Below are 25,993 nucleotides of genomic sequence, written 5' to 3'. Positions count from 1 at the left end.
TGCTCCGGTGCGCACCGGGGGTGCCCCGCACGGGCGGGGGCCCCGGTGCGCACCGGACGTGAGGGTGACTCAGGCGTGGTTACGCCGAGGCCCCGGTGCCGCGCCGGCGGCCGGCCAGTACGCCGTACGCGACGCCCGCGGCGCCGACGACGATGCCGACGATGCCGAGGACCCGGGCGGTGGTGTCGGTGGCGTCGGAGGAGTCGTCGGAGGAGCCGGCCGAGGTGTTCTGGGCGGCCGACTCGGCGTCGTCACCGGCCTTCGTGTCCGACGCGCCGTGGGCGTCGCCCTCGGCGGCGGACAGTTCGAGCACCGGAGCCGGGGTCTCGGGCTCTTCCTGGCCTTCCTGCGGGATCTCGATCCAGCGGACGACCTCCTTGTTGGAGTACGTCTGGATGGCCTTGAAGACCAGCTGGTCGGCGTCCTCGGGCAGCGCGCCGATGGAGACGGGGAACTTCTGGAAGTAGCCCGGCTCGATGCCCTTGCCTTCGGCGGTCCAGGTCACTTTGGTGACCGCCTGGGTGATCTGCTCGCCGTGCATCTCCAGCGGCTTGTCCAGCTTGGACTTGGTGACGTCGATCTTCCAGCCGTCGACCGGCTGCGGCATGACGGAGGCCAGCGGGTGGTCGGTGGGGAAGTTGACCTCCAGCTTGGTGGTGGAGGCGTTGTCGCGCTCGTTGGGGACCTTGAAGCCGACGACCGCGTAGCCGCCCTTGGCGGCCGGGCCCTCCGGCTGCACGGAGACGTGTGCGAAGGCGGGGGCGGACAGGACGAGGACGGCGGTGCCGGCGACGGCGCAGGCGGCGCCGATACGGGAAGCCTTCATGGGCAGGAGCACTCCGCTTCGAGTGAGTTCCGGTGATGGGATGCGCGGGGGCGCGCGTGCCCGCACGGCGGCGGCCCCTTGGCGGACTCCGGACGAAGCGGGAGCGCGGGTGGTCGCGTCGTGTCAGGCGGCGAGGTCGAACGCCGCGGCCGGCGGGCCGCGCCTGATCACCGTGTGCTGGAGTGCGGTGGTACGCAGCCGTGGCGGCACCAGGAACGTGGTGCGCGGCAGGCGCGGACCCGTCCCGGGTGCGCCCGGGAGTCCCGCCCGCAGGGCGCGGACCAGTGCGAACGCTGCGCGCAGGGCGCGTACGAGGGTCGCCTCGGTCACCGACTGGACCGAGTGCGCCGACAGTTCGACGAGTCGCGCCAGCGCCAGGTCGCCGCGGCGCAGCAGCCAGCCGGCGGCGAGGGCCGCGAGGACGTGGCCGAGCAGCATCGGCAGGGAGGGCAGCAGCGAGGCCGAGGAGCCGGCGGTGGTGGACAGGGCGTCCGCCGGGTGGTGCGCCGCCCCGGTGGCGGCGCCGGCGTCCGTGACGAGCCGTGCGTCGGTGAGGATCCGCTGGGCCTGGGCCGGACTGATCGCGGCCGCGGTGGTCCCGCACACCAGCCGTGCGGCCTGCTGGACCAGCGAGGCGTCGGACAGGGAGCCGGTGCCGCCCGCGGCGGCCGGGCCGGCGGCAGCGGGCGCCGCGGCACCGTGCTGGCCCAGTCCGAAGAGCGTGTGCAGCGCGGTCTGTCCGGCCGTCAGCAGGGCCGCGATGCAGGGCAGCGAGCGTACGCGCCCGGTGAGCGGCACGGCGATCAGGACCGCCCCGAGGAATCCCACGCCCAGCGACCACAGGGGAACGGCGGCGCAGGAGGCCAGACTGTGCCCCGCCGCGGCCAGCACGACGCAGACCGCGGCGAACACCGCGGCCCGCAGTATCCGGAGGTCGGCTCCGGAGCGCGCCGTGCGCGGGTGGGGGGCAGTCATGGCGGGCTCATCATCCCACTGGTGCCGCCTTCGCAGTACGGCAGGTCCGCAAGATGCCGTAGGACCGGAAGGTGTCCCTCTGGTACGAGCCGCCCCACATACACCGTTCGGAGCCGTGAGCGCGTCGGCTGTATGGGCGTTGTCACGCCGACTCCGTGCTTACGCCCGGACACGGGGGGCAATACGTAACGGTATGTCGAGCCGCGGCCGGGAGGCTGGAGCATGAGCATCTGGTGGTCACTCCATCTGCGGCGCGAGGCTGCGAGCGTGCCCCTGGCCCGGCGTCTGCTGCTCGGCACGATGGAGACCGCGGGCGTCGACCCCGACATCTCCTACGACCTGTCCGTCGCCCTCAGCGAGGCCTGCGCGAACGCCGTCGAGCACGGCGGGGACGGCGGGCCCGGCACTTGCTCGGAGGCGTATCGGGTCACGGCCTACCTCGACGGCGAGCGGTGCCGCATCGAGGTCGCCGACGAGGGCCCCGGGTTCCCCGTCGCCGCCCTGGGCCGTACGGGCGGGGCGGTGCGCTCCGTGCCGGCCGACGCCGAGCACGGCCGCGGCCTGTGCCTCATCCGGGAACTCGCCGACCACGTCCACATCGGCAGCACACCGGGGCGGGCCGGGGCCGTGGTGAGCTTCGACAAGATCCTCAAGTGGAGGAAGGACGCCCCACTGGTGGCCGTGTAGTCCACGAGCGGGACGCCCTCGGCGGGGCCGGCGGCCGGGGTGCCCGTGCGGGGCCCGGCCGCCACCCGGGTGCCGGTGTCAGCCCTTCAGGCCGGCCATCCACGTCTCGACCTCGTCGGACCGGCGCGGCAGCCCGTCCGACAGGTTCCGGTTGCCGTCCTCGGTGACCAGGATGTCGTCCTCGATGCGGACGCCGATGCCCCGGTACTCCTCGGGCACGGTGAGGTCGTCCGCCTGGAAGTACAGGCCGGGCTCGACGGTGAGGACCATGCCGGGCTCCAGCGTGCCGTCGACGTAGGTCTCCACGCGCGCGGCGGCGCAGTCGTGGACGTCCATGCCGAGCATGTGACCGGTGCCGTGCAGCGTCCAGCGGCGCTGCAGGCCCAGCTCCAGCACCCGCTCGACCGGGCCCTCGAGCAGTCCCCACTCGACGAGCTTCTCGGCGAGCACGCGCTGCGCGGCGTCGTGGAAGTCGCGGTACTTGGCGCCCGGCTTCACGGCCGCGATACCGGCCTCCTGGGCCTCGTAGACGGCGTCGTAGATCTTCTTCTGGATCTCGCTGTAGCGGCCGTTGACCGGCAGCGTGCGCGTGACGTCCGCGGTGTAGTACGTGTGCGTCTCCACGCCCGCGTCCAGCAGCAGCAGGTCCCCGGAGCGGACCGGGCCGTCGTTGCGCACCCAGTGCAGCGTGCAGGCGTGCGGGCCGGCGGCGGCGATGGTGCCGTAGCCGACGTCGTTGCCCTCCACGCGCGCGCGGAGGAAGAACGTTCCCTCGATGTAGCGCTCGCTGGTCGCCTCGGCCTTGTCGAGGACCTTCACGACGTCCTCGAAGCCGCGCACGGTGGAGTCGACGGCCTTCTGCAGTTCGCCGATCTCGAACTCGTCCTTGACCAGGCGGGCTTCGGAGAGGAAGACGCGCAGCTCCTCGTCGCGCTCGGCGGTGACCTTGTCGGTCAGCGCCGCCTCGATGCCGGCGTCGTGGCCGCGCACGACGCGCACCGGGCCGGTGGCCTCGCGGAGCTTGCCGGGCAGCTCGCGCACGTCGGAGGCGGGGATGCCGTACAGCTTCTCCGCCTCGGTGAGGGAGTGGCGGCGGCCGACCCACAGCTCGCCCTGGCCGTCCAGCCAGAACTCGCCGTTCTCGCGGTTGGAACGCGGCAGGAGGTAGATCGTGGCGGTGTGGCCCTCGCCCTCGGGCTCCAGGACCAGGACGCCGTCCTCGGTCTGGTTGCCGGTGAGGTACGCGTACTCGACCGAGGCGCGGAAGGAGTACTCCGTGTCGTTCGACCGGGTCTTGAGGTTGCCGGCGGGGATCACCAGGCGCTCGCCCGGGAAGCGGGCGGAGAGCGCGGCACGGCGGGCGGCGGTCTCGGCGGCCTGGGCGATCGGCTGCAGGTCGTGCAGTTCGGTGTCGGCCCAGCCGGACTTCATGTTCTCGGCCAGCTCGTCGGACACGCCCGGGTACAGGCCGTTCTTGCGCTGCTTGATCGGCTCTTCGGACTCGGTCTCCGGGGTCTCCGGGGTGAGCTCCTCCGCCACGGTCATCCTCCTTGATACGGCACTGGACCTCCCCCATCGTACGGTCGTACGGAAGGGGGCCCAGGGGCGAAGGGCCTGTTACAGCGGACGACGCCGTCCGCTATTCGAACCGGACCGCCAGGAGGATGACGTCGTCCTCGCAGTCCGCGTCGTCCAGCCCGTCCGGCAGCAGCGTGCGCAGCACGTGCTCGGCGACGGTCTCCGGGTCGTGGCGGGCCGCCCGCGGCAGGCCGGCCGCCGCCGCGTGCAGCCGGGCGAAGGCGAGGTCGGACGAGTCCCCGGTGCGGTGCAGCAGCCCGTCGGTGTACAGCAGAACCGTCTCTCCGGGTTCGGCCTGGATCTCCACGCTGGGCGCCTCCCAGCAGGCGAGCATGCCGAGCGGCGCGGAGACGGAGGTCTCCACGAACTCCGTGCGTCGCTCGCCGGTCAGCAGCGGCGGACTGTGCCCGGCCCCGGCCAGGGTGATGCGGCGCAGCACGGGCTCGCAGTAGCCGAACAGAGCGGTGGCCGAACGGGCGGGCTCGGTGAGCCTGAGCAGCAGTTCCAGGTCGGACAGGACCGCGACCGGGTCCTCGCCCTCCATCACGGCGTACGCCCTGAGGGACGCGCGCAGCCGCCCGGTGGCGGCGACCGCGCTGGGCCCGGAGCCGGTGACGGATCCGACGGCGAGACCGAGGGCCGCGTCCGGCAGCGCCAGCGCGTCGTACCAGTCGCCGCCGCCGCGCGGTCCGGCGCGGCGCCGGGCCGCGAGCTGGACCCCGGGGATCCGCGGCAGCCGGGAGGGCAGCAGCTCCTCGGTCATCGTCGCCATGCACGCGCGCGTGCGCTCGACCTCCAGCAGCCGGGACAGGTGCTCGGTGGCGTACCGGGCGTACAGCCCGACGAGGTGCCGGCGGCGCTCGTCCGGCTCGGCGGGCTCGTCGTACAGCCATACGGCGGCACCCAGGCGGCCCGCGGTCCTGGTGGACAGGGGAAGCGCGTAACTGGCGGCGTATCCGATGCGGGCGGCGACCTCGCGGTGGCGCGGATCGAGCCCCTTGACGGCGAACAGGTCGGGCTCGGCGATGCCGAGTTCGCCGCCCGGCGGTCCGGCCGGCGCGTCGAGGAGCCGCCCGTACGACAGCGAGCTGCGCGGCACGGTCTCGATGTGGCCGAGATCGGCGCGGGCCAGTCCCAGTCCGACCGTGGTGTGCGGGCCGAGGCCGTCGGTCGGTTCCAGTACGACGAGTCCGCGCCGGGCGCCCACCAGGGCGGCTCCGGCGCGCAGGAGTTCCTGGAGCGCTTCGGCGAGGGTGTTCGTGCGGGCCAGGCGCTCGGTCAGCTCGTGCAGTGTCGTCAGGTCCGAGACCCATCCGGCGAGCCGGTCCTGGAGCAGGGCGCCCGGGGCGGTGTGCGGATCGGCCGGGGAGGCGGCCGAAGCGGCGGACGCGACAGTGTGTGCGGGGGACGGAACCGTTGAATCGATTCCGGCCACTTTCGCAGGGTGAGGGGCGTTCATGGCGTCCGGCCTTCCGACCGGTGCGTACTGCTCAAAAGCATCGCAAACCCCCATGTCATTCTGCGCCGCTAGCAGTGTCTCCACATGTACACGCACTCGTGAGGAGATGTCCAGCATTGTCCTGCTGGGATTCCTGGTGTCCATGAGGCTGAAGTGGTCTCCTTCTCAACCCCTTGCGGAAAAGCGAAGTTGGCTTGAAACTGCCCCAGAGGACGTCTTGTTGCGGTCTTCTGGGGGTGCTCCACGGAGCGTCACAGCGGTCGTGATGGGTACGTACTCGGTGAAGGCCAGGGGTGGTTGGGAGCCATCCGGAACCTGGTGGCGGACCCGGGCGTCCTATCCACCGACGACCGTGCCCCATCCTCCCGTGGCGGAGGCGGAGAGAAATACGCGGGACGGCAAAACGCCAGACTTCGCCACCCCCGCGCCACGCCCATGCTTTTGGTGGACGCAGTATGGACGCGGCGGCCGCGGACGCAGTCAATGCTCGACCCATAGGGGTTCCCCTTGCCTTTCGGCAGGGATGTGATGCGCCAACAGCTACGCACAGCGAAGTGATCGACACATGGTGTGATGTGACCACGGTGTTGCCAGGCGTGCAACGGAAAGGAACGAGCGCTCATGCGCGAGATCCTCGGAAGGCGACGCAGGCTCTTGTCCCGGCGCAGCGACCGGAGGCCTGACCTGATCGGCACGGCCCTGACCTACGCGACGCAGTGGCAGTGGCCCGTACTCCCGGGAGTGGCGGCCGACCCGCGGGCCCGCTCGCGCTGCGGCTGCCCCGACCCCGAGTGCACGGTGCCCGGCGCGCATCCCTTCGATCCCGGCCTGCTCGCGGCCACCACCGACGCGCGCATGGTGCGCTGGTGGTGGACCAACCGGCCCGCCGCGCCGATCATCCTGGCCACCGGCGGCAACGCCCCGTGCGCCGTCTCCCTGCCCGCCCTGCCGGCCGCCCGCGCCCTCGCCGCGCTGGACCGGGCCGGTCTGCGGCTCGGCCCGGTCGTCGCCGCGCCCACCCGCTGGTCGATCCTCGTGCGGCCCTACACCATGGAGCAGCTGGGCGAACTGCTCTACGCCAAGGACTTCGTCCCCGGCTCCCTGCGCTTCCACGGTGAGGGCGGCTATCTCGCGCTGCCCCCGTCCGCGACCGGCCGGGGCGCCGTCCGCTGGGAGCGGGCGCCGCTGCCCGGCTCCGCCTCGCCCTGGGTGCCCGACGTCGAGGCCGTCGTGGACGCGGTGGTCGACGCCCTCACTCGTACGGGTGTGAGCGCACCCGAGTTGTAGGGGTGTCGGGCGCGCGGGCAAGTCCGCTCCCGCCCGCGCTCGTTATCGTCCGCTCCATGCCGCTTCATGCTGGGAAGCGCCGCGCCGCGCGGCCGCGCCGCGGTGGACCGGATCCCCGAAGGCTCCGGCTGTTCGCCCTCGCGGGCATCGTGGCGTGCGCGGTCGTACTGCCGTTCGCGGTGGCATCGGCGGGCCCTCCGGGCGGCGGGGAGAACGAGGCCCGGCCGGCCGTCCGCCTCCAGCCACAGGACGCCGGCCGTGCCACCGGGGAGGCGGACGGCCACGGGGCCGGCCCGGCGCCCGGCGGCATCGACGGCGAGCCCGCAGGCCGGATCGCGGCCACACCGCTCCGCGCCGGCCCCGTCCGCTCCCCGCTGCAACCCGGCACGGCCACCGCCGTGCGCTGCGGACCCGCGCTCACCTCGCCCGGCGGCATCGAAGCGCAGACCTGCGTGGTGACCCAGGGCGCCCAGACCTGGGCGCGGACCTACTACCGCAACACGACCGGCGAACCGCTGGAATCCGTCCTGAGCCTCATGGGGCCCGGCGGCCGCACCGTGCGGACGCGCTGCGCGGTCGGCGCCGAGGCCGAGCCGGGAACCTGCGAGACCCCCCGGGGACGCACACGGGGCGGACCGGCGGCGTACGGCGCCGTGGCGGAGTTCGCGAGCCGGGCCGGCGACGGGCCGCCGCTGCTGCGCGCGGGGAGCAACTCGCCCAGGGAGACGGGCAGTTGACGGACGGCTGCGTTCCGTGAGCGGCCGGGCGCATGGAAAGACCCGGTTGCTGGCGACGGGGGATGCACCAGCAACCGGGCTACTCGAACGGTAACAAGAGATCGGCGGTTAGCAAATTCGATCTCCTGTTTTCCGGTCATCGACTTGCCTGTTTCGGCCGGGAGTTGTGACCGGAGTCACCCGCCCCTGTCCGGTGGCCCGGCCGACCGCCTGTCGGCCGGGCCGGGGCCCGCGGCCGTGCCTCAGCTGAGCGTGACCTGCCGGTTGGTCAGCCCGCCGCGTGCCCGGCGCTCGTCGGCGGTGAGCGGCGTGTCCGAGGCCAGGGCCTCGGCGAGGCGCTCGGCGAACTCGGCGGCCGGCTTCTCCACGTCCTGGGCGGTGACCCCGCTCGGCAGGTCCCAGACCGGGACGGTCAGGCCGTGAGCGCGGAAGGAGCCGACGAGACGGGTGCCCTCGCCGAGATTCGACCGGCCCGCCGCGTGCAGCCGGGCGAGAGCGTCCAGAAGCCGCTCCTCCTCGTGGGGCATGACCCAGCGCAGGTGGTTCTTCTCCGGCGTCTCGCACCAGTAGGCGGCGTCGACGCCCTGGAGCCGGACGGTCGGGATCGCCGCGGCGTTGGCCCGCTCCAGGGAAGCGGTCACCTCCGGCGTGGCGTTGTCCGGGTCCGGGACCCAGAACTCGAAGCCCGCGTGCACCTGCGGCTCGAACGGCCCCTCGGGGGCGAGCAGGTCCTGCAGCCGCGGTCCGCCGGCCGGTGCGCGGCGGCCCTGCACCGGCGTGCCCGGCTGGGCGGTCAGGGCCCGCTGGAGGGTGTCGGCGAGGTCGCGGCTGATGTCGCCCGACGCGGTGTCGTTCTGCAGTCCGAGGAGCACCGAGCCGTCGTCGCGGCGCAGGGCCGGCCAGGCCATCGGCAGCACCGTGGCCAGAGTGACCGAGGGGACGCCCTCGGGGAGGCCGTCCTTCAGCGTCAGCTCGGCCGTGGCCGCCGGCACGAGCTCGCGCAGCGCGACCCAGTCGCACTCGCCGGGCAGCCCCTCGAACGGCCGGTGCACCAGCTCGGTCGCGGCATGGGCGGCGGCCCGGCCGTGGCAGGCCTTGTAGCGGCGACCGCTGCCGCAGGGGCAGGGTTCGCGGGCGCCGACAACCGGAATCTCCCCATCGGCGCCCGCACCGCGGGTTCCGTCGCTGAGCTGAGGGCGCTTGGCCTTCGTCTGGGGTCGCTTCTTGGCCATCTTGGGTGTCTCCCGGTTACGGCTCTTCTCGTACGGGCGCGAGCCTAGCCGTTCACACCTTGGCCGACGGGACCCTGTGGACAACGGGCGCTCCGTGGCGTCGTCCCCTGCCGCCAGAGGCGCCCGGTCAGCCCAGGTCGTCGAACGCGTCGGCGAAATCCAGGCCGGGCATCTCGGACACCGACGGCGCCGCGACCCGCGTGGCGAAGTCGTCGCGGCGGTGCCCCGCGTCCGGGTCGTGCACGTCGTCGTGGACGACGACCCAGACCGTGACCTCGCCGCGCGCGTCGTCGCGTACGCCCCAGTCGTCGGCCAGCGCGGTGATGATGTTCAGGCCCCGCCCGCCGTGCGCGGTCACCGAGGGGGTCGCGGGGGCCGGGCGGGTCGGGCCGCCGCCGTCCGTGACCTCGACGACGAGCCGGCCTCCCGGGTCCACCCGCCAGGCGGCGCGGACGTCGCCGTCCCCGGCCAGGGCGTCGCCCAGTGGCCGGCCGTGCTTGCACGCATTGCTCAAGAGTTCCGAAAGGATCAGTACGGCGTCGTCGATGACCGATTCCGCCACGCCGCCCCTGCGCAACTGATCACGCATGCGGTGTCTTGCTTCCCCCACGCCCGCAGGGCCATGGGGCACGGCCATGCTCGACGACGTGGGCACCTCCTGTGCCACCACCAACGCCACCCCCGAGACCTCCTTCGCCCCACGCCACGGTGTGGATGCCCCATCGACCTGAGCCGGAAACCGGCCGATCGCCGTCCCGTGACGCATTCGACACGGTCGAACACGGTCCGAACGCGCCGGAGCACACCCTGTGACGATGTGGCTCGTTTTCCCCGGTGCGGCGGGGGTCGGCGAACTCGTCGGTGCCCGGACTCCGGGCACGGACCCGCAGAGGGAACGGGCCCGAGGGCGGATCAGCGGCCGAGCCGCTGGAGCACCGCCCGAGGCCGGTTGGTGATGATGGCGTCGACCCCCAGGCGGACGCAGAGGTCGACGTCCTCGGGGTCGTTCACGGTCCACACGTGCACCTGGTGGCCCGCCCCCTTCAGGCGCTCGATGTACGCGGGGTGGTTGCGTACGATCCGGATCGAGGGGCCCGCGATCCGGACACCGGCCGGCAGCCGACCGTCGCGCAGCCGGGGCGAGACGAACTGCATCAGGTAGACCGTGGGCAGGGCCGGCGACGCGGCCCGTACCCGGTGCAGCGAACGGGCCGAGAAGCTCATCACCCGCACCGGGGAGTCGGCGGCGGAGGCCGGGGCGTCGAGGCCGAACTTCTTCAGGAGCGCGAGCAGCCGCTCCTCCACCTGACCCGCCCAGCGCGTGGGGTGCTTCGTCTCGATGGCCAGCTCCACCCGGCGGCCCGCGTCGGACACGAGTTCGAGAAGCCGCTCCAGGGTGAGGACGGAGGTCTCCTCCCGGTCCTCCGGCCGGTGCTCCCAGTCGGGCTCCTCGTCGCGTGTGCGCCAGAACTCCCGGGTCTTCCGGGCCCCGAAGTCCAGGGCGGCCAGCTCGGCGAGCTCCAGCGCCGAGACCGCGCCGCGGCCGTTGGACGTGCGGTTCACCCGGCGGTCGTGGACGCAGACGAGATGCCCGTCGGCGGTGAGCCGCACATCGCACTCGAGGGCGTCCGCCCCCTCCTCGATCGCCTTCTTGTACGCGGCGAGGGTGTGCTCGGGAGCCTCTTCCGAGGCGCCCCGGTGGGCGACGACCTGGATGCGCTGCTGTCGTGCGTGGGTCACCGCGACATGGTGCCACCGTGCGGGGGCGGACGTCCGGCCGGAGGTGCCGACGGCCACGCCCGTTTAGTCTTGGATGACCTGTAGTAAGTAAGCGCCGCGGGTCCACAGCGACCGCTTATGGTGCTCTGACGGCCCGTGGGAAAAGCTGACGGCAGGCAAAAAAGGCATGGACACCTCCATCGCGCCGGACCGTGAAGCAGCGCCCGCGAGGGTGGCCGAGCGCGACCAGTGTGACCGGACGACAGCCGTGGACCGAGGAGAAAAGCTGTGAACACCGAGAACGAGGGCACCACGGTACCCCCGGCCCCGTCCGCACCCCCCGTGCCGGTGGAATCTCCCGCAGCCCCCTCCGAGCCTCCCGCGCCGACGGAGGGCGCACCGACGACGCCGCCGGCGAACACTCCGGGAGTAGCGGACCGGCCGCCGGCGCCCGCCGCGGACCAGCATGCCGCACCCACCGCCGCGGAGCCGGGAGGCACGCCCCAGGCCCACGCCTCCCACGGTCACCCGGGCGCACAGCCCCCCCAGGGTTACCCGGGCCCACAGGCCTCCCACGGCCACCCGGGGCACGCGCCCCACGGGCCCGCCGCCCGGGGCTCGGCGCCCGACGCCTCCTGGCCGCCGCCCCCGCCGCCGGCCTCCCCGTCGTACGGCGGTGGGGGTGGCGACGACGGTTCCGGCGGCGGCTGGGGAGCCTCCTACCAGCCGCCCGCGCCGAAGTCCGGCCGTGGCCGCGGGGGTTTGGTGGCCGCGACCCTGATCGCCGCGCTGGTCGCGGGCGGACTGGGCGGCGGACTCGGCTACACCCTCGCCAAGAACAACGACGAGACCGGCTCCACGACGGTCTCCGCCTCCGAATCCGGCGGCTCCGTCAAGCGCGACCCGGGCACGATCGCGGGCGTGGCCGCCAGGGCGCTGCCCAGCACGGTCACCATCGAGGCCGAGGGCAGCAACGGCGAGGGCGGTACGGGCACCGGCTTCGTCTTCGACAAGCAGGGCCACATCGTCACCAACAACCACGTCGTGGCGGAGGCGGTCGACGGCGGCAAGCTGAGCGCGACCTTCCCCGACGGCAGGAAGTACGACGCCGAGGTGGTCGGGAACGCCCAGGGCTACGACGTGGCGGTCATCAAGCTCAAGGACACCCCGTCGAACCTTAAGCCGCTCACCCTCGGCGACTCCGACAAGGTCGCGGTCGGCGACAGCACCATCGCCATCGGCGCCCCCTTCGGCCTGTCCAACACGGTGACCACGGGCATCATCAGCGCCAAGAACCGCCCCGTGGCCTCCAGCGACGGCAGCGCCAGCAGCAAGGCGTCCTACATGAGCGCCCTGCAGACCGACGCCTCGATCAACCCGGGCAACTCCGGCGGTCCGCTGCTGGACGCGAAGGGCAACGTGATCGGCATCAACTCCGCGATCCAGTCCACGAGCAACGGCGGCTTCGGCGGCACCGGCCAGGCCGGCTCGATCGGCCTGGGCTTCGCCATCCCGATCAACCAGGCCGAGTACGTCGCCCAGCAGCTGATCAAGACCGGCAAGCCGGTGTACGCCAAGATCGGCGCCTCCGTCTCCCTGGAGGAGACGACGAACGGCGCCCAGATCACCGAGCAGGGCTCCGGCGGCTCCGAGGCCGTCGAGGAGGGCGGCCCGGCCGCCGACGCCGGTCTCAAGCCCGGCGACGTCATCACCAAGCTCGACGACAGGGTGATCGACAGCGGCCCGACCCTGATCGGCGAGATCTGGACCCACAAGCCCGGCGACAAGGTCACGGTCACCTACGAACGCGACGGCAAGGAGCACACGGTCGAACTCACCCTGGGCTCCCGGGTCGGCGACAGCTGACCCACCCACGGCCGCACCGACCCGCTACCCTGGTCCCCGCGCCGCCGATCACGTGCGGCGCGGGGAGGTGTGCCCGAGCGGCCTAAGGGAACGGTCTTGAAAACCGTCGTGGCAGCGATGTCACCGTGGGTTCAAATCCCACCGCCTCCGCGCAGGTCACAAGCCTTGCAGGTCAGAAGGGGTGCCACTCTCCGGAGCGGCACCCCTTCTATGTGCACCCTGTCTCACCCCGTCCCGCCGGTATCCCGCCTCTGACCAGTGCGTGCGGCCAACCTGCGGCCAGGATTCACGGCCTCTCGGTCCCGCTCCCGTCCTCCGCCAGACCTTGCTCGATCAGGGCGTTCATCCTGTCCTCCTCGCCGTCCAGCACCTTGGCGTAGTAGCGCTGGAGCACGGCGACGCTCTGTCCCGCGCGGCGGGCGGTCTCCGCGAGGCTCACCCCGGAGCGGAGCCAGAACGACACGCACGCGTGCCGCAGGTCGTACGGGATGGCGGCCAGCGGAGAGGCGGCCTGCGCGGGAGTGAGCGCCTTCCGGCGGGCCTCCTTCCACACCGCGCCGTACTCCTGCGACCGGACCGGGCCACCGCGCACGGCGCTGAACAGCCGACCGTCGGCTGTGGTGCCGAACGCGTCGATGTGATCCCGCAGGATGCCGACCAGTACGGGCGGGATGGGCACAGGACGGACCGCCCGGCGGGCCCGGTGCTTCAACTGTCGCTCTTCGTACGGCTTGCCGTCGTCCGTCCATGCCGATCCGACCTGCGGTCGTGCGCCGGCGAGCATGAGCCGCCCCCATCCCTCTGTGGGCAAATCGCACTGGTCGGCACTGAGCATGGACACTTCTTCCGGCCGCATCGCCGCGTAATAGATGCACGCGAAGAACGCGACCAGGTGGGCGCCGCGGGGACCCTGCGTGCGAACGGCGTCCAACAGAGCCCGTGCCTGCGCCGGCGTGGCGACGCTCCGCACGTCCAGTTCCTCCACTGCCTTGGGAGTCTCCCAGTGGACGCGGTGCAGTGGGTTGCCGGGCAGCAGCTCGTGTTCGACGGCCAGGCGCAGGCAATTGCTCAGCACCGCCCGGCGACGCCGGAACGTGTTGGCGGCGGCCGGCTTGCCGTCCTGCCGCTTGGCCAGGTGCTCCAGCACCGTGCGCACGCGCTTGGCGCTGTCCAGGTCGACCACGGCCGGCGCGTTGCGCTCCACCCACGCCAACGCCTTACCCTCCGCCTCCGGCGGTTCCTGGTCGTGGCGTCCCGCGTTGAAACCCCACTGGTACAGCGCCCGACGCAAGAGGTCGTCCGCCGGACGGCCCTTCCCCGTGGGGCATAGAGCCATCGTGGCGATGGTCAGGCTTTCCGCGATGCTCGCGCGATGCTTCGCAGCCGCCGTCGGCCACTTCCGGGCGGCGTGCGCACGGGCATGGGTGTACCAGTTCGTGCGGTTCCGCTCGCGCACCTCGGAGATGGGCAGTCCGGTTTCCGTGTCGAACGGCTCGCCCTTGCGAGTCGCGGACAGCAGTTCCGCGCGGCGTGCGTCGGCGAGCGTCTTGGTGGCGAACTTCTCCTGGAACTCCTCGCCGGCGACCAGCCACCGCAGTTGGAACGGCGCGGCCTTGCTCGGACGCTTCCGGATACTCCAGATGCGCACGTCGTAGCTGTGCATTGCTCTCCCTCACAGCGAAGGGACCCCGCCATAGCGGGGCCCCTTCTGTCTGGTCTGGTTCAGGCTGCGATCTCGTGCTCGGCCCACCACGCGTCCAGGTCGCTGCGGCGACAGCGAATCTGTCCGTTCGGGAGCTTGATGAGCTTCGGGGCCTTGCCACGAGCACGCATGCGGTAGAAAGCAGCGCGGCTCATCTCGATCTCTGCGAGTACTTCGGGGAGCTTGAGCATGTGCGTGCGGGCCATTGCACTCCTCGGGGAAGGCGTGTTCTGGGGCGAGCGAGTTCGAGTGACATTGCTCTGAGTCGTGACTCATCGCGACTCAGAGCCGATCGGGAGGGGGTTGAGCCGCGGTGAGTCACGACTCAGGCTGATGTGATTCGGAGTGCTTGAGGGTGATCCCGTTGTAGGTGGCCACCTGTCGGCCGTAGGCGTCTCGGGGACGAGTGCGGTTGAGTTGGGGTACGACGGAGAGCAGATTGCGGCCGAAGACCTGTTTCGTGCCGGCGCGGACGCCGTTGTCCTCGGCCCAGTCGCGCCAGACGGCCCACAGGGTGTCCACGGGCACGCTGCACGTGGGTCCGGTGGCGCAGCGTTCCCGGAGGAACGCGGAGGTGGGCGAGGCGGTGTCCTGCATGGTCGTGACCGCTTCGCGGCTGGAGACGGGTTCCGTGATCCGGCCCGTGGTCTCCAGCCGGGCCAGCCCGTCAAGGGCCCAGTTGATGATGCCGGGCATTTCGGCGGTGAGCTTGTCCGTGAGGGTGGAGTCTTCCTTGCCCAGCCACGAGACGGTCATGTTGAGCACGATGAAGCGGCGGGCGATGACCCCGGAGGAGTCGCCGAAGTGGGGCAGCTCGTTTGAGAGGATCATCAGCCGGGTGGGTAGCTTCCCTGTCCAGGGCTGGCGGTACTTGCGGTCGATGTCGATCGTGTCCTCACCGGAGATGGTGAGCAGCCGTTCGACGACTTGGCTGTTGTCGTTGGCTGACAGCCGGGCGTCGGAGATGACCGCGAGGGGCTTGCCGACCAGGGTGGACAGCCCGAAGTTGGTGCCGAGTCCTGCCAGGGTCGGCCCGGCGAGGTTTTCTTTTCCGACCAGCATCTTCAGCACGCGGGCGATGGTGCCCTTGCCGGATCGGGAGGGACCGACCATGAGCAGGATCTTTTGCTGGTCGGTGCGGCCGGACAAGACGTAGCCGAACCACTCCTGAAGTGCGGCGATGGCGTCTGAGGCGTCCGGCCAGATCTGCCCCAGGAAGCGCAGCCAGGTGGGCGCGGTCGCGGCGGGGTCGTAGGCGAAGGGTACCGAGACGAGGTTGAAGAAGCCGGGTCCGTGCGGCAGCAGCGCCCGGTCCCGGATGCGCAGCAGCCCGTTGGCGCACGCCACGATCGGACTCCCGTCCACTTGCGCTCCGTCGTTCTGGTCAATCCAGGAGGGGGCGTCGGTCTCGGTGGGCAGCAGCGTGATGGCGCCGAGCGCGTCGAGAAGGTTGCCGATCTTCTGCTTGGTGGGTGCCCAGTCCCTCAGTTCCGGCTGTCCGTCCTTGCCCGGGGCGCTGTAGACGGCGTGTTCGAGTCGGGTGTACATGGCGGCGCGGATCTGTGCTTCGTCCAGCTCGCGCCAGCAGGTGCCGGTCCAGCGCATCCATGAGCCGCGCCAGCGCCGGCACACGAGGTGTCCGTCTTCGGTCTGCCAGTCCGGCAGTAGTCGGCGGGCGACGGCGAGGGGGTTGGAGGGTGCGGGCAGTTCTTCCATGCCGGTCATGCGGCGTTCCTCCGTTCCGGCGTGGTGGGGGTTCCGGTGCAACCGGAGGTGTGGGCGGCGTACTCGGCGACCAGGGCGGCCACAGCCTGCTGTCCGCGGGCGGTGGCGATCTGCCCGCAGGCGCAGGCGTAGGCGGCGGTGGGGGTGTCGCCGTAGCGCTTGGACCAGCGGGCCCCGTCCCAGTGGTGCCGGTAGACCGGCGGGGCGTAGACGCGGAGGCCGGGCCGGTCCGGCGTCGGGTCGCTGCTGGGCTGCGCGTCGCCGGCCGTGAACCGCTTCGAGCGGGGAAGAGCAGTTACGACGCCCTGACGGGCGGCGTCCTTCGGCTCGCCCACGGCCGCCGGGGGCGCGGCCGGTCGGGCGGCGTCCGGGCTGGTGGTGGGGGTCGGTTGGCCTTCCAAGCGGGGGCGGTTCGGGGTGCTCATGCCGCCTCCCGGGGCCGGGCGGTGCGCAGGGAGCTGTCCAGGGCGCTGCGGATCGTGGTCCGGCACTCGGTAGCGGTGAGTCCCACGGCCTCTCCAGCTGCTTGGAAGGCGTCCTCTGCCACGTGCCGGGGGAGGTCGCCCCACGCGACGAACCGCCCCACCTTGAACGCGCTGCGGTTGAGGGTGGTGTTCCGCAGTCCGTCCGGGGCGGCAGCGACCACGGCGCATTCGGCCTCCAGCGCGGCCAGCGCCGCGCGGCTGCCGTCCACCGCCGGCAGCCGCAGCGGGCCCGCAGGGCGTGCGGGAGCGGGTTGCAGGACGGCCAGCAGCCATCCGGGCAGAGGGACGGCCACAGCGCCGCTCAGTGCCTCGTAGCGTCCGGCGGGCAGGATGCTGCCGGCGGCGACGACGTACCCGCCGCACGCCCGGGTGTCGACCGAAGCGGCGACCGTGCCTGCGGTGTTGGGCAGCCGGACGCCGTCCGGGGCGGTGAAGTACAGGTGCTGTCCGCCGCTCGCGGTCCGGGTGCGGTAGGTGTCGGGGACGGCCTGCCCGGCGCGCTCGCAGAGCGCCGCAAAGGTCGCCGCGCCGCAAGGCGCGTCCGAACTGCCCTTGTCCTTGGGCACGTCCAGGTCGACGACGAGCAGCCCGGACGGGCCGGTGGCGATGCCGACGTTGTACGGCGCCTGCGACCACGCGGCCCGGATCCGGTCCGGGTCGGTCGTCGCCCGGTCCTCCCACTTGCGGTGCCCGCCCACGCAGGGCCCGGTGCCGGGGCACGACTTCTCCCCGTGCAGGGCGGGCCGCTTGGTGCCGGGACGGAGCGGGAAGACGTGCCAGCCGCGTTCCGCGGCGTCCAACGCGGCGCGCGTCAGGGACTCGTTCACGCGGCCACCCCCAGGGAGGGGGTGAGGGTGGCGAGGTAGGCGCGGCCGATCCACTCGGTGTAGGCGGGCGGCAGGGCCTCCCGCAGACGCAGGTGATCGGTCGACCAGTCAATGCCTTTGGCCGCGCGGATCTCCTCCACGGTTGCCTTGCCGCCGCCTTGTCCGTAGGCGGCCACGTACGGCCCGTCGTGCCACTGGCCGTGCCGCCAACCGCGCACCCTGCCCCGGTGGTGAGGGTGTGCCGGTTGGGCGGTGGTCCAGCCCCCGAGTTCGAAGTAGCGGTGCATGAGCACTCCGAGGCCGAACATCTCTCCGCACAGGCGGATGTCCTTGCGGACTTCGGACCCGGCCACGTTCTCCATCACGTACGGCCGTCCCGTGGCCTCCAGCGCGGCCCGGGTGGGGGCGATGAGCCTCGGGTAGGTCCGACCGATCGCCGCGTTGCGAGCGGCATTGGTGCCCTTGGTCGGGGCACCCTCACCCTGGCAGGGCGGAGAGGCGTGGATGAAGTCGAATTCGTGGCCGTGCGCGCGGATGAAGTCGATGGCGTCGCCCTGGTGGAAGGCGTCACCGCAGTAGTCCGGTTGCGCCTGGCTGTCGACGCCGGTGACGTGCACGCCGGGCAACAGCCGTGCGAGCCGCTGGTAGCCCTTGGCGGCGCCGCCGATGCACGAGTAGGCGTCCAGCACCCGGAACGGCCGTAACGCGGCGGGCACTCGCCGGAAGGCGGTGGGTTGCGTCATGCTGGGAGACCTCCACAGGTCAGTTGGATGGCAGGTGGACAAGGGCGGCCCCGCGACTTTGGCGAGACGGAGGGGCCGCCCTTGGCGTAGCTAGAAGGGCGGTTCGTTGCTGTAGCCGCCGGGCGCCCACGGGTCGGTGTCTTGGCCGCGTCGGCGCAGCCAGCGAGGCATCCGCGGCAGGGGCAGCAGCAGCCAGCGGCGGTTCTCGTGCCAGCAGGTGCAGGGGTCCCAGTCGGTGCCGGCGTACTCGCCGGTCTCGGGGTCGCCGTAGTGGTACTGGATGCCGCCGACGCCGTCGCAGTCGGGGCAGTCGGGGCGGGGGGTGTCGGTCAGGATCAGCGCGTTGCGGGGCCACGCGCTGCGCTGGATACGGAGTCGCACGGGCTTGGTCTCCCTTGTCAGTGCTTGCCGCGGGCGAGTTTGAGGGTGATTCCGCCGATGCCGATGGGTCCGGCGGCGCCTGCGATGACGGTGGCGGTGTGGGCGGCGGCGTCGAGGAGGAGGCATAGGGCGGCGACCAGTCCCCAGCCGCCGGCCACGGCGGCGCCGGCGATCGCGAACGGGATCAGGGCGCGGCGCCAGGGGATGCCGGTCGGGGCGGGGTCGTGGACGACGATGACGACGGGTTGTCCGGTGGCCTGTGCACGCTGCCAGTCGGCGGCGGGTATGTGCGGGGCGATGTTCCCCGGCGGCCTGTGGTGGGCCATATCAGGGCTCCCTCGGGTGAGCCGCGGGCCCGCACCAGTCGTCTGGTGCGGGCCCGCTCGGGGTGGGTGTACTTGTCGCGTTGCTTGTCGTCTTCCTTGTCGTGCGGCTTGTCGCTTGTCTTGTCTTGTCGCTTGTCGCCTCCCAGGTCAGAAGCCGTTTCCGGGCCTCCGGGGCGCGGGAAGCGGTTCTTGTTCTGGTGGGGCGACAAGCGACAAGTGATCAGCTCTCGGGGGCGTGCTGGCGGTGGACGTAGCGGGCCTTGGTGCCCTCCCCGACGCGTACGGCGGTGCCGTCCGCGACCCATGCCTTGAGCCAGCCGACGACCGTCTGACGGGTCGTGCCGTGCTCGTCCGCGAGGGCGCGGGCGATCGCGGATGCCCCGGTCCCGTCGCGGCCGGCGGCGAGCAGCAGGGCGAGCGCGGCGCGCTGGGCGGGGCTGTCCTGCTGCTCGCCCTGCAGAGCTGAGAGGTTCAGCCCGGCCGGCGCGGGCGGCCCGCTGTCCGCGGCGGGCGGGTGCGGGTCGGGCGCGGTGCCGAACTCCGCGTCAATCTGCTCGCGGAAGCGGCGCAGCATCTCGTCTTCCGCTGTCGACGCCTGCCCGGACTGCTGATCGCGCAGGGCGGACAGGTTCAGACCCGGACCGGCGCCGGGTTCCGCGCCCGTTCGCTCACTGGCTCCAGGGTGGTGGTCGCGCATCCATGCGGTGCGGTCGGCGTCCCACCGGCGGGCGTAGGCGGGCCCGGCCGCCCGGGCGGAGATGTCGTCGAGGACGGGGTGCCGGTCGGAGGTGGCGGCGATGATCTCCCGGATCTGGTTCGGGAGGATCCGCCACGCCTTGAACAGTCCGGCCGGCGACTCCGGGGTGCCCATGAACCCGGACCCCTTGTAGGGGGCTTGGTCGACGCGCAGGCCGCGGGTGCCGGGGAACATCTTGCCCAGGTCCATGCCCTCGGTCTCACCACCGGTGAGCGCGACGCGGACCTTGGCTTCCCGGCGGATCATCAGGTTGCCCAGCACGCTAGACGTCGCCCCGAGCGCGGTCAGGACGGTGCGCAGGCCCATGGCGCGGGCGATGCGGATGACTTCCAGGATCTTTTCCGCGAGCTTGCGCATCTGCCGGTCGGTGCTGGCCAGGATCTCCGCACCCTCATCGATCACCAGCATGATCTGGGGAATCCGCGGGCCGACCGGGAGAAGGTCGGTGTTGGCCTTGGCCAGCAGCTCCTGGTAGCCCATCTTGCGCTGCTTGGCGACCCGGACGGCGGTCTCCAGCATCAGCAGCGCCTCGTCGTAGGTCCCGGCGAGCCAGTCGACACCGGGCCGCACGGGCTTGCCGTCCGTGCCGTCGATCTCCCCGTTGAGCGCGGGCAGCACCCAGGGCAGGCCCGCGGATCCGGCGTTGAGGTCGATCACCCACGTGAGGACGTCCTCGGCGCGGGCGAACCCGGCGAGGATCGTGTGGACCATGTTGGTCTTGCCCGATCCGGTCGGCCCGACCACGAGCGCGCACTGCTCGCGCAGGTAGGCGAGGATCTGCTCCGCGTTCGTCCGGTACCCCCACGGAATCCCGGTGAGCAGGGACAGGACGCCGTAGTCGGAGGGGTAGGTCCGCTCCTCCATCAGGACGTTGACGGTGGTCACGTCGATGATGACCCGGCCCTGGTCGATGCCCGGCGTGGCGGTCACGGTGCAGCCGTGCGGCAGCCGTGCGTCCGCGGACAGCCGACCGGACTCGGCGGCGATCTTCTGGTAGGTGGCGCCGCCGGGCGGGAGTTCGGCGTCGATGGAGAACCCGGCGCCGGTCGGCCACTGCTCGACCGCCAGGACGCGGACGGTGATGGAGCACACCCGCTGGATGCGGTCGACCCATTCCGCGGCGATCGCCCGGCGCTCGGCGGACAGCTCCCGCGCGACCTGCCGGTCGGCCGCGGCCAGCGCCTCCGTTTCGCGGGCCTCCTCGTAGAGGGCGGTGGAGCGGGCGGCGGCGCCGATGCCGACGCCGATGGTGGCCAGCGATCCGAGGGCGGCCCAGGTCAGGGGGCCGTGGGTCATGGCCCAGGTCGTCCAGCCGGCGCCGACCAGCCAGCTGGCGGCGCGGGTGGCCAGGGTGCGGCCGGCGTTGCGGACGCGCAGGCCGACGATGGTGTGGCCGAGGGCGCCCGCGGCGCCGACGGCCAGGGCCCAGCCCGGGGGCATGGAGGTGGCGGCGCCGGTGGTGGCGATGGCGAAGGCTCCGGTGGTGGCGGACAGGGCGCCGGTCACGGGTCCGTGACCGGCGGCCCAGTCCAGCACCGGGCCACTGCTCACCTGCTGCTTGGCGGTAGCGGTGCTGGCCATGATCAGACGTTCCAGCCCTTCTCGGCCTCCGGGCCGTTGCGGGGGTCTTCGTGCCGGGCGATGTCCTGTTCGTGGACCTGCCTGAACAGCGGGCCCATGTCCTCGGCGACCGCGACGGCGCTCATCACGGCGCCGTAGATGTCGTTGAAGCCGTCCGCGACTTCCTTCTCCAGCGGGAACTCGCTGTCGGAGCGCTCCGCGAGGACCTTCATCACGTTCGCCACGCTGGTGAGCGCGGCGGGCAGTCCCTCGACCATGGCGAGGATCTCCATGGCGTTGTCGGGGTCGTAGGACTGTGCGGCCTGCTCCATCTCGGCAGCGGCCTCTTCGAACCGGAAACCGGACACGTGCTCTCCTCCACTGACGGGATCGTTCGTGCTGGTGGGAACCTGTGCGGCGGGCCGCTCCACGCGGTCGCCGATGCCCTCGGTGCCGTCCTGCGCTGCTTCGGCCTCCGCCGCGGCTTCCTGCTCGGCCTGCCGCTCGCGGATGGCGGCGTCCCGCGCGGCCCGCTGTTCGGCGGCGGTGCGGACCATGCGCCAGTACAGGCGGCGGCCGGGATTCATCAGCCACGGGATATCGAACTTGCGTCCGATCGGGGTGGTGATCAGTCCGAGCAGCCCGAGGGGCAGGGCGAGCAGCGCGGCCAGCAGGCGCCGGCCGTGGAAGCGGGCCGCGGACCGGCGCAGCGCCTGCCGGGCCGCCCTACGGGCCGGGGCCCGGCGCACCGCCCTGCGGTGGGCGTCGACCGCGGCGCGTGCCCGGTTGTCGCGGGCCGCGCGGCCCCGGGTAACCGCCGAGTCCCGCGCAGTACCGGCCTGGCGGGTCGCCGCAGCGAGCATCCGGCCGACCGGCCCGCTGCGGCGGGCCGCCGCGCGCGGCGAGGTGGCGTTGCGGGAGGTCCCGGCCTGTGTGCGGGCGTTGCGGCGGGCGTCGGCCACGGCCCGGCGAGCGGCGGTGGTCTGTGCCCGCTGCCCGGCCCGCGATCCGGCCGCAGCCTGCTGCGATGCCCGCAGTGCCCGGACCTGCCCGAGGCGGCCCGCGGCTTTCCCCACGGCACCGGACGCGCGCTGCGGCGTGGCGCGCCCGGTGTTTCCGCGGCTTTGCGTGCCCGCGGCCGTGCTGGCGTTGCGGGCCAGGGGACCTGAACTGCGGCGGTGCTGGCCCGGCTCCCGACCGGACCGGCCGCCCGTGCGGCTGGCACCCGAGGCACTGCCACGGCTCCCGCCGGCACCGGTCCGGCGTGCGCCCGTGGTGCGGGCGGCGGAGCGGCCGGCCGCGCGGGCGGCGGCCCGTCGGGACTCCCGGCGCGGGTTGGGCGTGCGGCTGCGGGTGGCGGCCACGGTGCCGAGAACAACGGCGCCGGTCGCGGCCACCATGGCGGCGATGGGACCGCCGGCCAGCGATGCGGCGGCGACCATGCCCACGGTGCTGTTCGCACCGGACAGGGCGAGCGGCACGACCGGCCAGCCGCCGGGCGTGTGGTCGACTTCCGCCACGGCCGGGGACGTCTCGGGCGGCGCGGGGACGGGCGGGGGTGGTGCGGTGGGGGCAGCCTCGACGGCTACCGCCTCTGTGCTGAGTTCCGTCATGCTGTGAGCACTCCTTCACGGGAGTAGGGCCCGGCCGGTGCTGTAGGAGGCGGTTGGCCGGGCCTGCCAACAGGGCTTAAGCGGCGCGCTGTTCCTCGGGAAAAGCGCAGGTGGCGCACGTGCCGAGTGAGACCGGGATGACGTATCCGGCGTCGCGCCGGCACTCGGGGCAGGTGCGGCGGGCGGCGTTGGCCTTGGCCAGCGCCGCACGCTTCGCGGGCGTCATCGGCCGGACGGGCTTGGCCAGGTCGACGCGGTAGAGGTAGGCGACCAGCGGTCCGCGGCGGCGCCGCGGACGCTCTACCTGCGCGGCCACGTCCTGCCCGCCGGGCCGCAGCCCGAGCGCGCGAAGCTGCCGGCGGGTCGCCAGCCCGTCAGGGGCCAGCCGCCACCGGTAGACCGGTACGGCGCCCATCACTGGCTCGCGATGGCCAGCTCAGCACCGCGGGCGCTGGGGTCGCGGTGCTCGGCGTAGCGGGCGGACACCCACCCCACCGACCAGCCGCACAGCTCCGCAGCCGAGCGCACCGACATCTGCGCGGCGAACGCGGCGGCCACGATCTGCCGTGCCTCGTCCTCGGGAAACTTGTCCTCGGCCGGCCCGCGCGCCAGCAGCGCGGCCCGTTCACGCTCGGCCCGCTCCTCACGCTCCTGCTGTTCACGACGTTCACGCGCCTCCCGCTCGGCGCGCTCGCGGGCACGGCGTGCGGCGGCTTCCCGCTCGGCCTGTTCACGTTCCCGCTCACGCTGTTCACGCTCGCGTTCACGGCGTTCACGCTCGGCCCGCTCCGCAGCCTCGCGGGCGGCTTCCCGCTCGCGCTCCTCACGCCAGCGCCGCTCCTCCCGCTCCGCCTGCTCGCGGGCGAGCGTGGCCTCGTGTTCACGCTGTTCACGCGCCAGCGCCGCGGCGTGCGCACGCTCCTCGCGGGCCTGCCGGCGGGCGGCTTCCTCCCGCTCCCGCAGTACCTGCTCGCGCCGCTCCCGCTCGGCCCGCTGCTGCTCCTCCATCGCCGCCACGGCGGCGGCGATGGCCCGCCGGTAGGCGAGACTGGTCTCCGCGGTGACGATCAGCAGCAGCGGCGCCACCGCGTGGACAGCCACGCCGACCAGGTCTTTCTTCAGCGCCGAGTCCGCGGTATTGAGGGCGAGCGTCATGAGACCGGTCATCCACCGCAGCACCATCGGCCACCGGCCGCCGTGCCCGCCCAGGCGGGCCAGCACGTCATCGAGCTTGACCACGATCACCACCGCGGCGTCCACCACGAGCGGCAGGATCGGCGCCGTCCAGTCCCACTCCTCGGCCGTGTGCGCGGCCATCAACGGCGTCACGGTGAGGATGGAATAGAGCATCGCCCCACAGACGATCAGCCACGTGCCGCCCGACAGGGCCCGCTCCGCTGAACGCGTCTGAACACTGTTCACGCCGCCTCCCCGAGAGCTTTCGGAGCGGGCGTGAACGCCCGGCGGAACCCGTTGCAGGAGGCGTCGTAGATGAACGCCGCGATGCACCACGTGGACGCCGACGCCGGGCGTTCACCGGCCGGCACCCACGGGGTACCAGCAGGCACGCCGTGGGTGGCGGTGTCGGCGTAGGCGTCCTCACGGGAGGCGTAGACCGTGTGCGGCTCGCCGTAGTGCATCAGCACCGTCAGCGTGTCGCCCTCCACGGGCCCGCGCCTCAACTGCTCGCGCAGCCGGCGGATCTCGATGTCCTTCAGCAGCAGCTCCTGCTGTGCGGCGGAAACCTCCTCCACCGCGCGAGCGAGGAGCGTGCCCACCTCGGACGTGGTCGCCTCCGCCCGCTCCGCGCGGGCGGTCAGCTCCCACACCTCCCGCACGTGGCGGCCCCAGGCGGCATCCGCCTGCCCCTGCACGTCCCGCGCACGGTCGCGGGCATGCTCTGCCGCCTGCTCCAACCGGTGCATCCGGCCGGCGGTGACGATGCGGATCACGCCGCCTCCCCGGAGTCGGCGCGGTTGGCCAGCGCCCGCCGCGCGGCCAGCGCCCGGCGGCGGGCCCGGCGGATACGGCGGGCGTCCAGCTCGGTCGGCGTGCGGTCCAGGGTGATGATCTGCGCGTCCAGCAGCTCGATGTCCGCGAGGATCACGGGCATCTCCCGCTCGATCGCGTCCAGCTCCGCGTTTGTCGGCTCCATGAAGTCGGCGAACGCGGTAACAGCGTCCTGAACTGTGACGATGTGGTTCATGGGTCGTGGTCTCCCTAGCAGGTGAAACGGCCCGAACAGCGCCCCCGGAGTTGCCGCTCCGGGGGCGCGCGCCGTTGAAGTCGGAAAGTCCGGCTCCCCTCAGCGCTGCTCGTGCGAGACGAGCAGCGGAGGCAACCGGCCGCAGCGTGCTGCGGAAGTTGGGTCGCGCTGTACCTCACGCGGGAGATCCCGCGTGGCCGCCTACTTGGCCGAGGAGAGGCGGCGTAATCCCCATTCAGTTGTCAAAGAACGACCAGTCCAGGGCCTTACGGCGAACCGCAGCCACCCTGCCCGGCATAAGGACTGACTCGTCGGTGTTGGTGGGGTTGTACCAACAACAACTGCCCTGAGTTTCTCCATGAGTTGTTGGACCGTCAAGGCGAAGCGCGTATGTTGTTGGCACAAGTCAGCCAACTAGCAGGGAGGCACCGTGCGGGAGCAGCGCCCGAGGTACCACCGAATCGCGGATGACCTGCGAGGACAGATCGAGAGAGGGGAGCTGGGGGCCGGCGAACAGCTCCCCACAGAGTTCGAGTTGGTGGAGCGCTACGAGGCGAGTCGCAACACCGTGCGCCTGGCCCTGCGACGCCTGACCGAAGAAGGGCTCATCATTGCTGGTCAGGGGCGTGGGAGCTTCGTTCGCCGCAACCTGACGCCAGCAGTCTGGGACTGGTCGGTGCTGGAGTCGCGGGCCCGACACAAGTCAGACGAACGCGGTGACCAGTGGGCCAGCATTGTGGCCGAAAGTGGTCGCCAGCCTCGTCAGGAAGTCCGCGTTTCCATCCGGCGTCCGTCGGCCGAAATCGCGGAACGCCTCCAGTTGGACCCTGAGACGGCTCTGACCGTCGTACGGGAACGAGTGCGCATAGTCGACCAGGATCCGTACGCCTTGGCCGACTCCTACTTCCCTGAAGAACTGGTCAGGGGCACGCCCCTCATGCTGCCGGAAGACGTGTCAGCGCCCGGCGGCGTCCTGGCCAGCGTCGGTCTCGTCCAGGCTCGCTACCGCGACGAGATCACCGTGAGGATGCCGACGCGTGCGGAGATCGAAAAGCTGTCTCTGCCCGCTGCTACTCCCGTGGCCGTGCACATGCGTACGGGCTACGACGAGAACGACCGCCCGCTACGAGTGATGATCACGATTCTTCCGGGAGACCGCCATGTCATCAGGTACGACGTTTCGGCAGAGTGAGCGCGTCTCGCAGGAGCAAGCAAGCGTGAAGGCCCTCCGAAGTATCGACTCGGCTCTTCCCCGAAACCGCCGCCCTGAGCGCGTCTGGTACACGTCCTACGGCTCGAACA

Annotated in this window: 26 protein-coding genes and 1 tRNA gene; 6 read left to right on the top strand and 21 right to left on the bottom strand. The window is 72.3% G+C overall.

What is annotated here, in order from left to right; translation table 11 throughout:
* Nucleotides 1–79: 79 nt before the first annotated feature.
* Nucleotides 80–826, bottom strand: a complete 747-nt coding sequence (locus H0H10_RS30910; protein WP_188184442.1) for a YcnI family copper-binding membrane protein — start codon at nucleotides 824–826, stop codon at nucleotides 80–82.
* A 123-nt stretch (nucleotides 827–949) separates the two neighbouring features.
* Nucleotides 950–1,801, bottom strand: coding sequence for a hypothetical protein (locus tag H0H10_RS30905; RefSeq protein ID WP_188184441.1), 852 nt, complete (start codon nucleotides 1,799–1,801; stop codon nucleotides 950–952).
* Between the two features lie 222 nt (nucleotides 1,802–2,023).
* Here H0H10_RS30905 and H0H10_RS30900 point away from each other — a divergent pair, with 222 nt between their 5' ends.
* Nucleotides 2,024–2,488: an ATP-binding protein gene (locus tag H0H10_RS30900; RefSeq protein WP_188184440.1), complete on the top strand. Its 465-nt coding sequence runs from the start codon at nucleotides 2,024–2,026 to the stop codon at nucleotides 2,486–2,488.
* A gap of 78 nt (nucleotides 2,489–2,566) precedes the next feature.
* On the opposite strand, the gene H0H10_RS30895 is transcribed toward H0H10_RS30900, so the two are convergent.
* Complete coding sequence (locus tag H0H10_RS30895) at nucleotides 2,567–4,027, bottom strand: aminopeptidase P family protein (protein WP_188184439.1); 1,461 nt, start codon at nucleotides 4,025–4,027, stop codon at nucleotides 2,567–2,569.
* Nucleotides 4,028–4,127: 100 nt separating this feature from the next.
* Nucleotides 4,128–5,525 (bottom strand): PP2C family protein-serine/threonine phosphatase, encoded by a 1,398-nt coding sequence (locus H0H10_RS30890; RefSeq protein WP_223180673.1) that lies wholly within the window; start codon nucleotides 5,523–5,525, stop codon nucleotides 4,128–4,130.
* A 621-nt stretch (nucleotides 5,526–6,146) separates the two neighbouring features.
* Here H0H10_RS30890 and H0H10_RS30885 point away from each other — a divergent pair.
* Nucleotides 6,147–6,812 carry a bifunctional DNA primase/polymerase gene (locus H0H10_RS30885; protein WP_188184438.1) on the top strand — a complete coding sequence of 222 codons (666 nt, stop codon included), beginning with the start codon at nucleotides 6,147–6,149 and terminating at the stop codon, nucleotides 6,810–6,812.
* Nucleotides 6,813–6,868: 56 nt separating this feature from the next.
* A complete protein-coding gene (locus H0H10_RS30880; RefSeq protein WP_188184437.1) occupies nucleotides 6,869–7,549 on the top strand; it encodes a hypothetical protein in 681 nt (226 codons plus the stop codon).
* A gap of 242 nt (nucleotides 7,550–7,791) precedes the next feature.
* Here H0H10_RS30880 and H0H10_RS30875 read toward each other — a convergent pair whose 3' ends face one another.
* The 3 genes from H0H10_RS30875 to H0H10_RS30865 form a co-directional block, all read right to left on the bottom strand.
* The gene (locus H0H10_RS30875) at nucleotides 7,792–8,781 is read right to left on the bottom strand and encodes a DUF5926 family protein (RefSeq protein WP_188184436.1); all 990 of its coding nucleotides are present in this window, start codon (nucleotides 8,779–8,781) and stop codon (nucleotides 7,792–7,794) included.
* A gap of 127 nt (nucleotides 8,782–8,908) precedes the next feature.
* Nucleotides 8,909–9,547, bottom strand: coding sequence for an ATP-binding protein (locus tag H0H10_RS30870; protein WP_188184435.1), 639 nt, complete (start codon nucleotides 9,545–9,547; stop codon nucleotides 8,909–8,911).
* Nucleotides 9,548–9,693: 146 nt separating this feature from the next.
* Nucleotides 9,694–10,521, bottom strand: coding sequence for a glycerophosphodiester phosphodiesterase (locus H0H10_RS30865; RefSeq protein ID WP_188184434.1), 828 nt, complete (start codon nucleotides 10,519–10,521; stop codon nucleotides 9,694–9,696).
* A 267-nt stretch (nucleotides 10,522–10,788) separates the two neighbouring features.
* Between H0H10_RS30865 and H0H10_RS30860 the strand changes: the two genes are divergently transcribed.
* Both H0H10_RS30860 and H0H10_RS30855 read left to right on the top strand, forming a co-directional pair.
* Nucleotides 10,789–12,366 carry a S1C family serine protease gene (locus H0H10_RS30860; RefSeq protein ID WP_188184433.1) on the top strand — a complete coding sequence of 526 codons (1,578 nt, stop codon included), beginning with the start codon at nucleotides 10,789–10,791 and terminating at the stop codon, nucleotides 12,364–12,366.
* A gap of 63 nt (nucleotides 12,367–12,429) precedes the next feature.
* Nucleotides 12,430–12,516, top strand: a tRNA-Ser gene (locus tag H0H10_RS30855).
* 136 nt (nucleotides 12,517–12,652) lie between these two features.
* Here the strand turns inward: H0H10_RS30855 and H0H10_RS30850 are convergent.
* From H0H10_RS30850 to H0H10_RS30785, 14 genes are all read right to left on the bottom strand, one after another.
* Nucleotides 12,653–14,029, bottom strand: coding sequence for a tyrosine-type recombinase/integrase (locus H0H10_RS30850; protein ID WP_188184432.1), 1,377 nt, complete (start codon nucleotides 14,027–14,029; stop codon nucleotides 12,653–12,655).
* Nucleotides 14,030–14,088: 59 nt separating this feature from the next.
* Nucleotides 14,089–14,274 (bottom strand): helix-turn-helix transcriptional regulator, encoded by a 186-nt coding sequence (locus tag H0H10_RS30845; RefSeq protein ID WP_188184431.1) that lies wholly within the window; start codon nucleotides 14,272–14,274, stop codon nucleotides 14,089–14,091.
* Between the two features lie 112 nt (nucleotides 14,275–14,386).
* Nucleotides 14,387–15,793, bottom strand: coding sequence for a DNA primase family protein (locus H0H10_RS30840; protein ID WP_188184430.1), 1,407 nt, complete (start codon nucleotides 15,791–15,793; stop codon nucleotides 14,387–14,389).
* The gene (locus H0H10_RS30835) at nucleotides 15,790–16,218 is read right to left on the bottom strand and encodes a hypothetical protein (RefSeq protein WP_223180672.1); all 429 of its coding nucleotides are present in this window, start codon (nucleotides 16,216–16,218) and stop codon (nucleotides 15,790–15,792) included. The genes H0H10_RS30840 and H0H10_RS30835 overlap by 4 nt, the downstream gene beginning before the upstream one ends.
* Nucleotides 16,215–17,105, bottom strand: coding sequence for a bifunctional DNA primase/polymerase (locus H0H10_RS30830; RefSeq protein WP_188184429.1), 891 nt, complete (start codon nucleotides 17,103–17,105; stop codon nucleotides 16,215–16,217). The genes H0H10_RS30835 and H0H10_RS30830 overlap by 4 nt, the downstream gene beginning before the upstream one ends.
* Nucleotides 17,102–17,848 (bottom strand): class I SAM-dependent methyltransferase, encoded by a 747-nt coding sequence (locus H0H10_RS30825; protein WP_188184428.1) that lies wholly within the window; start codon nucleotides 17,846–17,848, stop codon nucleotides 17,102–17,104. The genes H0H10_RS30830 and H0H10_RS30825 overlap by 4 nt, the downstream gene beginning before the upstream one ends.
* A 90-nt stretch (nucleotides 17,849–17,938) precedes the next feature.
* Nucleotides 17,939–18,229, bottom strand: a complete 291-nt coding sequence (locus H0H10_RS30820) for a hypothetical protein (RefSeq protein ID WP_188184427.1) — start codon at nucleotides 18,227–18,229, stop codon at nucleotides 17,939–17,941.
* 17 nt (nucleotides 18,230–18,246) lie between these two features.
* Nucleotides 18,247–18,555: a hypothetical protein gene (locus H0H10_RS30815; RefSeq protein ID WP_188184426.1), complete on the bottom strand. Its 309-nt coding sequence runs from the start codon at nucleotides 18,553–18,555 to the stop codon at nucleotides 18,247–18,249.
* A gap of 220 nt (nucleotides 18,556–18,775) precedes the next feature.
* On the bottom strand, nucleotides 18,776–20,893 hold the full coding sequence (locus tag H0H10_RS30810; RefSeq protein WP_188184425.1) for a P-loop NTPase family protein: 2,118 nt from the start codon (nucleotides 20,891–20,893) through the stop codon (nucleotides 18,776–18,778).
* Between the two features lie 2 nt (nucleotides 20,894–20,895).
* A complete protein-coding gene (locus H0H10_RS30805; protein ID WP_188184424.1) occupies nucleotides 20,896–22,485 on the bottom strand; it encodes a hypothetical protein in 1,590 nt (529 codons plus the stop codon).
* Between the two features lie 76 nt (nucleotides 22,486–22,561).
* Nucleotides 22,562–22,900 carry an RRQRL motif-containing zinc-binding protein gene (locus tag H0H10_RS30800; RefSeq protein WP_188184423.1) on the bottom strand — a complete coding sequence of 113 codons (339 nt, stop codon included), beginning with the start codon at nucleotides 22,898–22,900 and terminating at the stop codon, nucleotides 22,562–22,564.
* Nucleotides 22,900–23,907: a DUF2637 domain-containing protein gene (locus tag H0H10_RS30795; RefSeq protein ID WP_188184422.1), complete on the bottom strand. Its 1,008-nt coding sequence runs from the start codon at nucleotides 23,905–23,907 to the stop codon at nucleotides 22,900–22,902. The genes H0H10_RS30800 and H0H10_RS30795 overlap by 1 nt, the downstream gene beginning before the upstream one ends.
* Nucleotides 23,904–24,437 (bottom strand): hypothetical protein, encoded by a 534-nt coding sequence (locus tag H0H10_RS30790; protein ID WP_188184421.1) that lies wholly within the window; start codon nucleotides 24,435–24,437, stop codon nucleotides 23,904–23,906. The genes H0H10_RS30795 and H0H10_RS30790 overlap by 4 nt, the downstream gene beginning before the upstream one ends.
* Complete coding sequence (locus H0H10_RS30785) at nucleotides 24,434–24,691, bottom strand: DUF6284 family protein (RefSeq protein ID WP_188184420.1); 258 nt, start codon at nucleotides 24,689–24,691, stop codon at nucleotides 24,434–24,436. Before H0H10_RS30785 ends, H0H10_RS30790 begins: the two co-directional genes overlap by 4 nt.
* A gap of 430 nt (nucleotides 24,692–25,121) precedes the next feature.
* Here H0H10_RS30785 and H0H10_RS30780 point away from each other — a divergent pair, with 430 nt between their 5' ends.
* Nucleotides 25,122–25,883, top strand: a complete 762-nt coding sequence (locus H0H10_RS30780) for a GntR family transcriptional regulator (protein WP_188184419.1) — start codon at nucleotides 25,122–25,124, stop codon at nucleotides 25,881–25,883.
* Nucleotides 25,884–25,993: the final 110 nt, after the last annotated feature.

It is taken from the genome of Streptomyces griseicoloratus (genome assembly GCF_014534645.1).
GTDB classification, from domain to species: domain Bacteria; phylum Actinomycetota; class Actinomycetes; order Streptomycetales; family Streptomycetaceae; genus Streptomyces; species Streptomyces griseicoloratus.
This window is presented reverse-complemented; position numbering and strand designations above follow the sequence as displayed.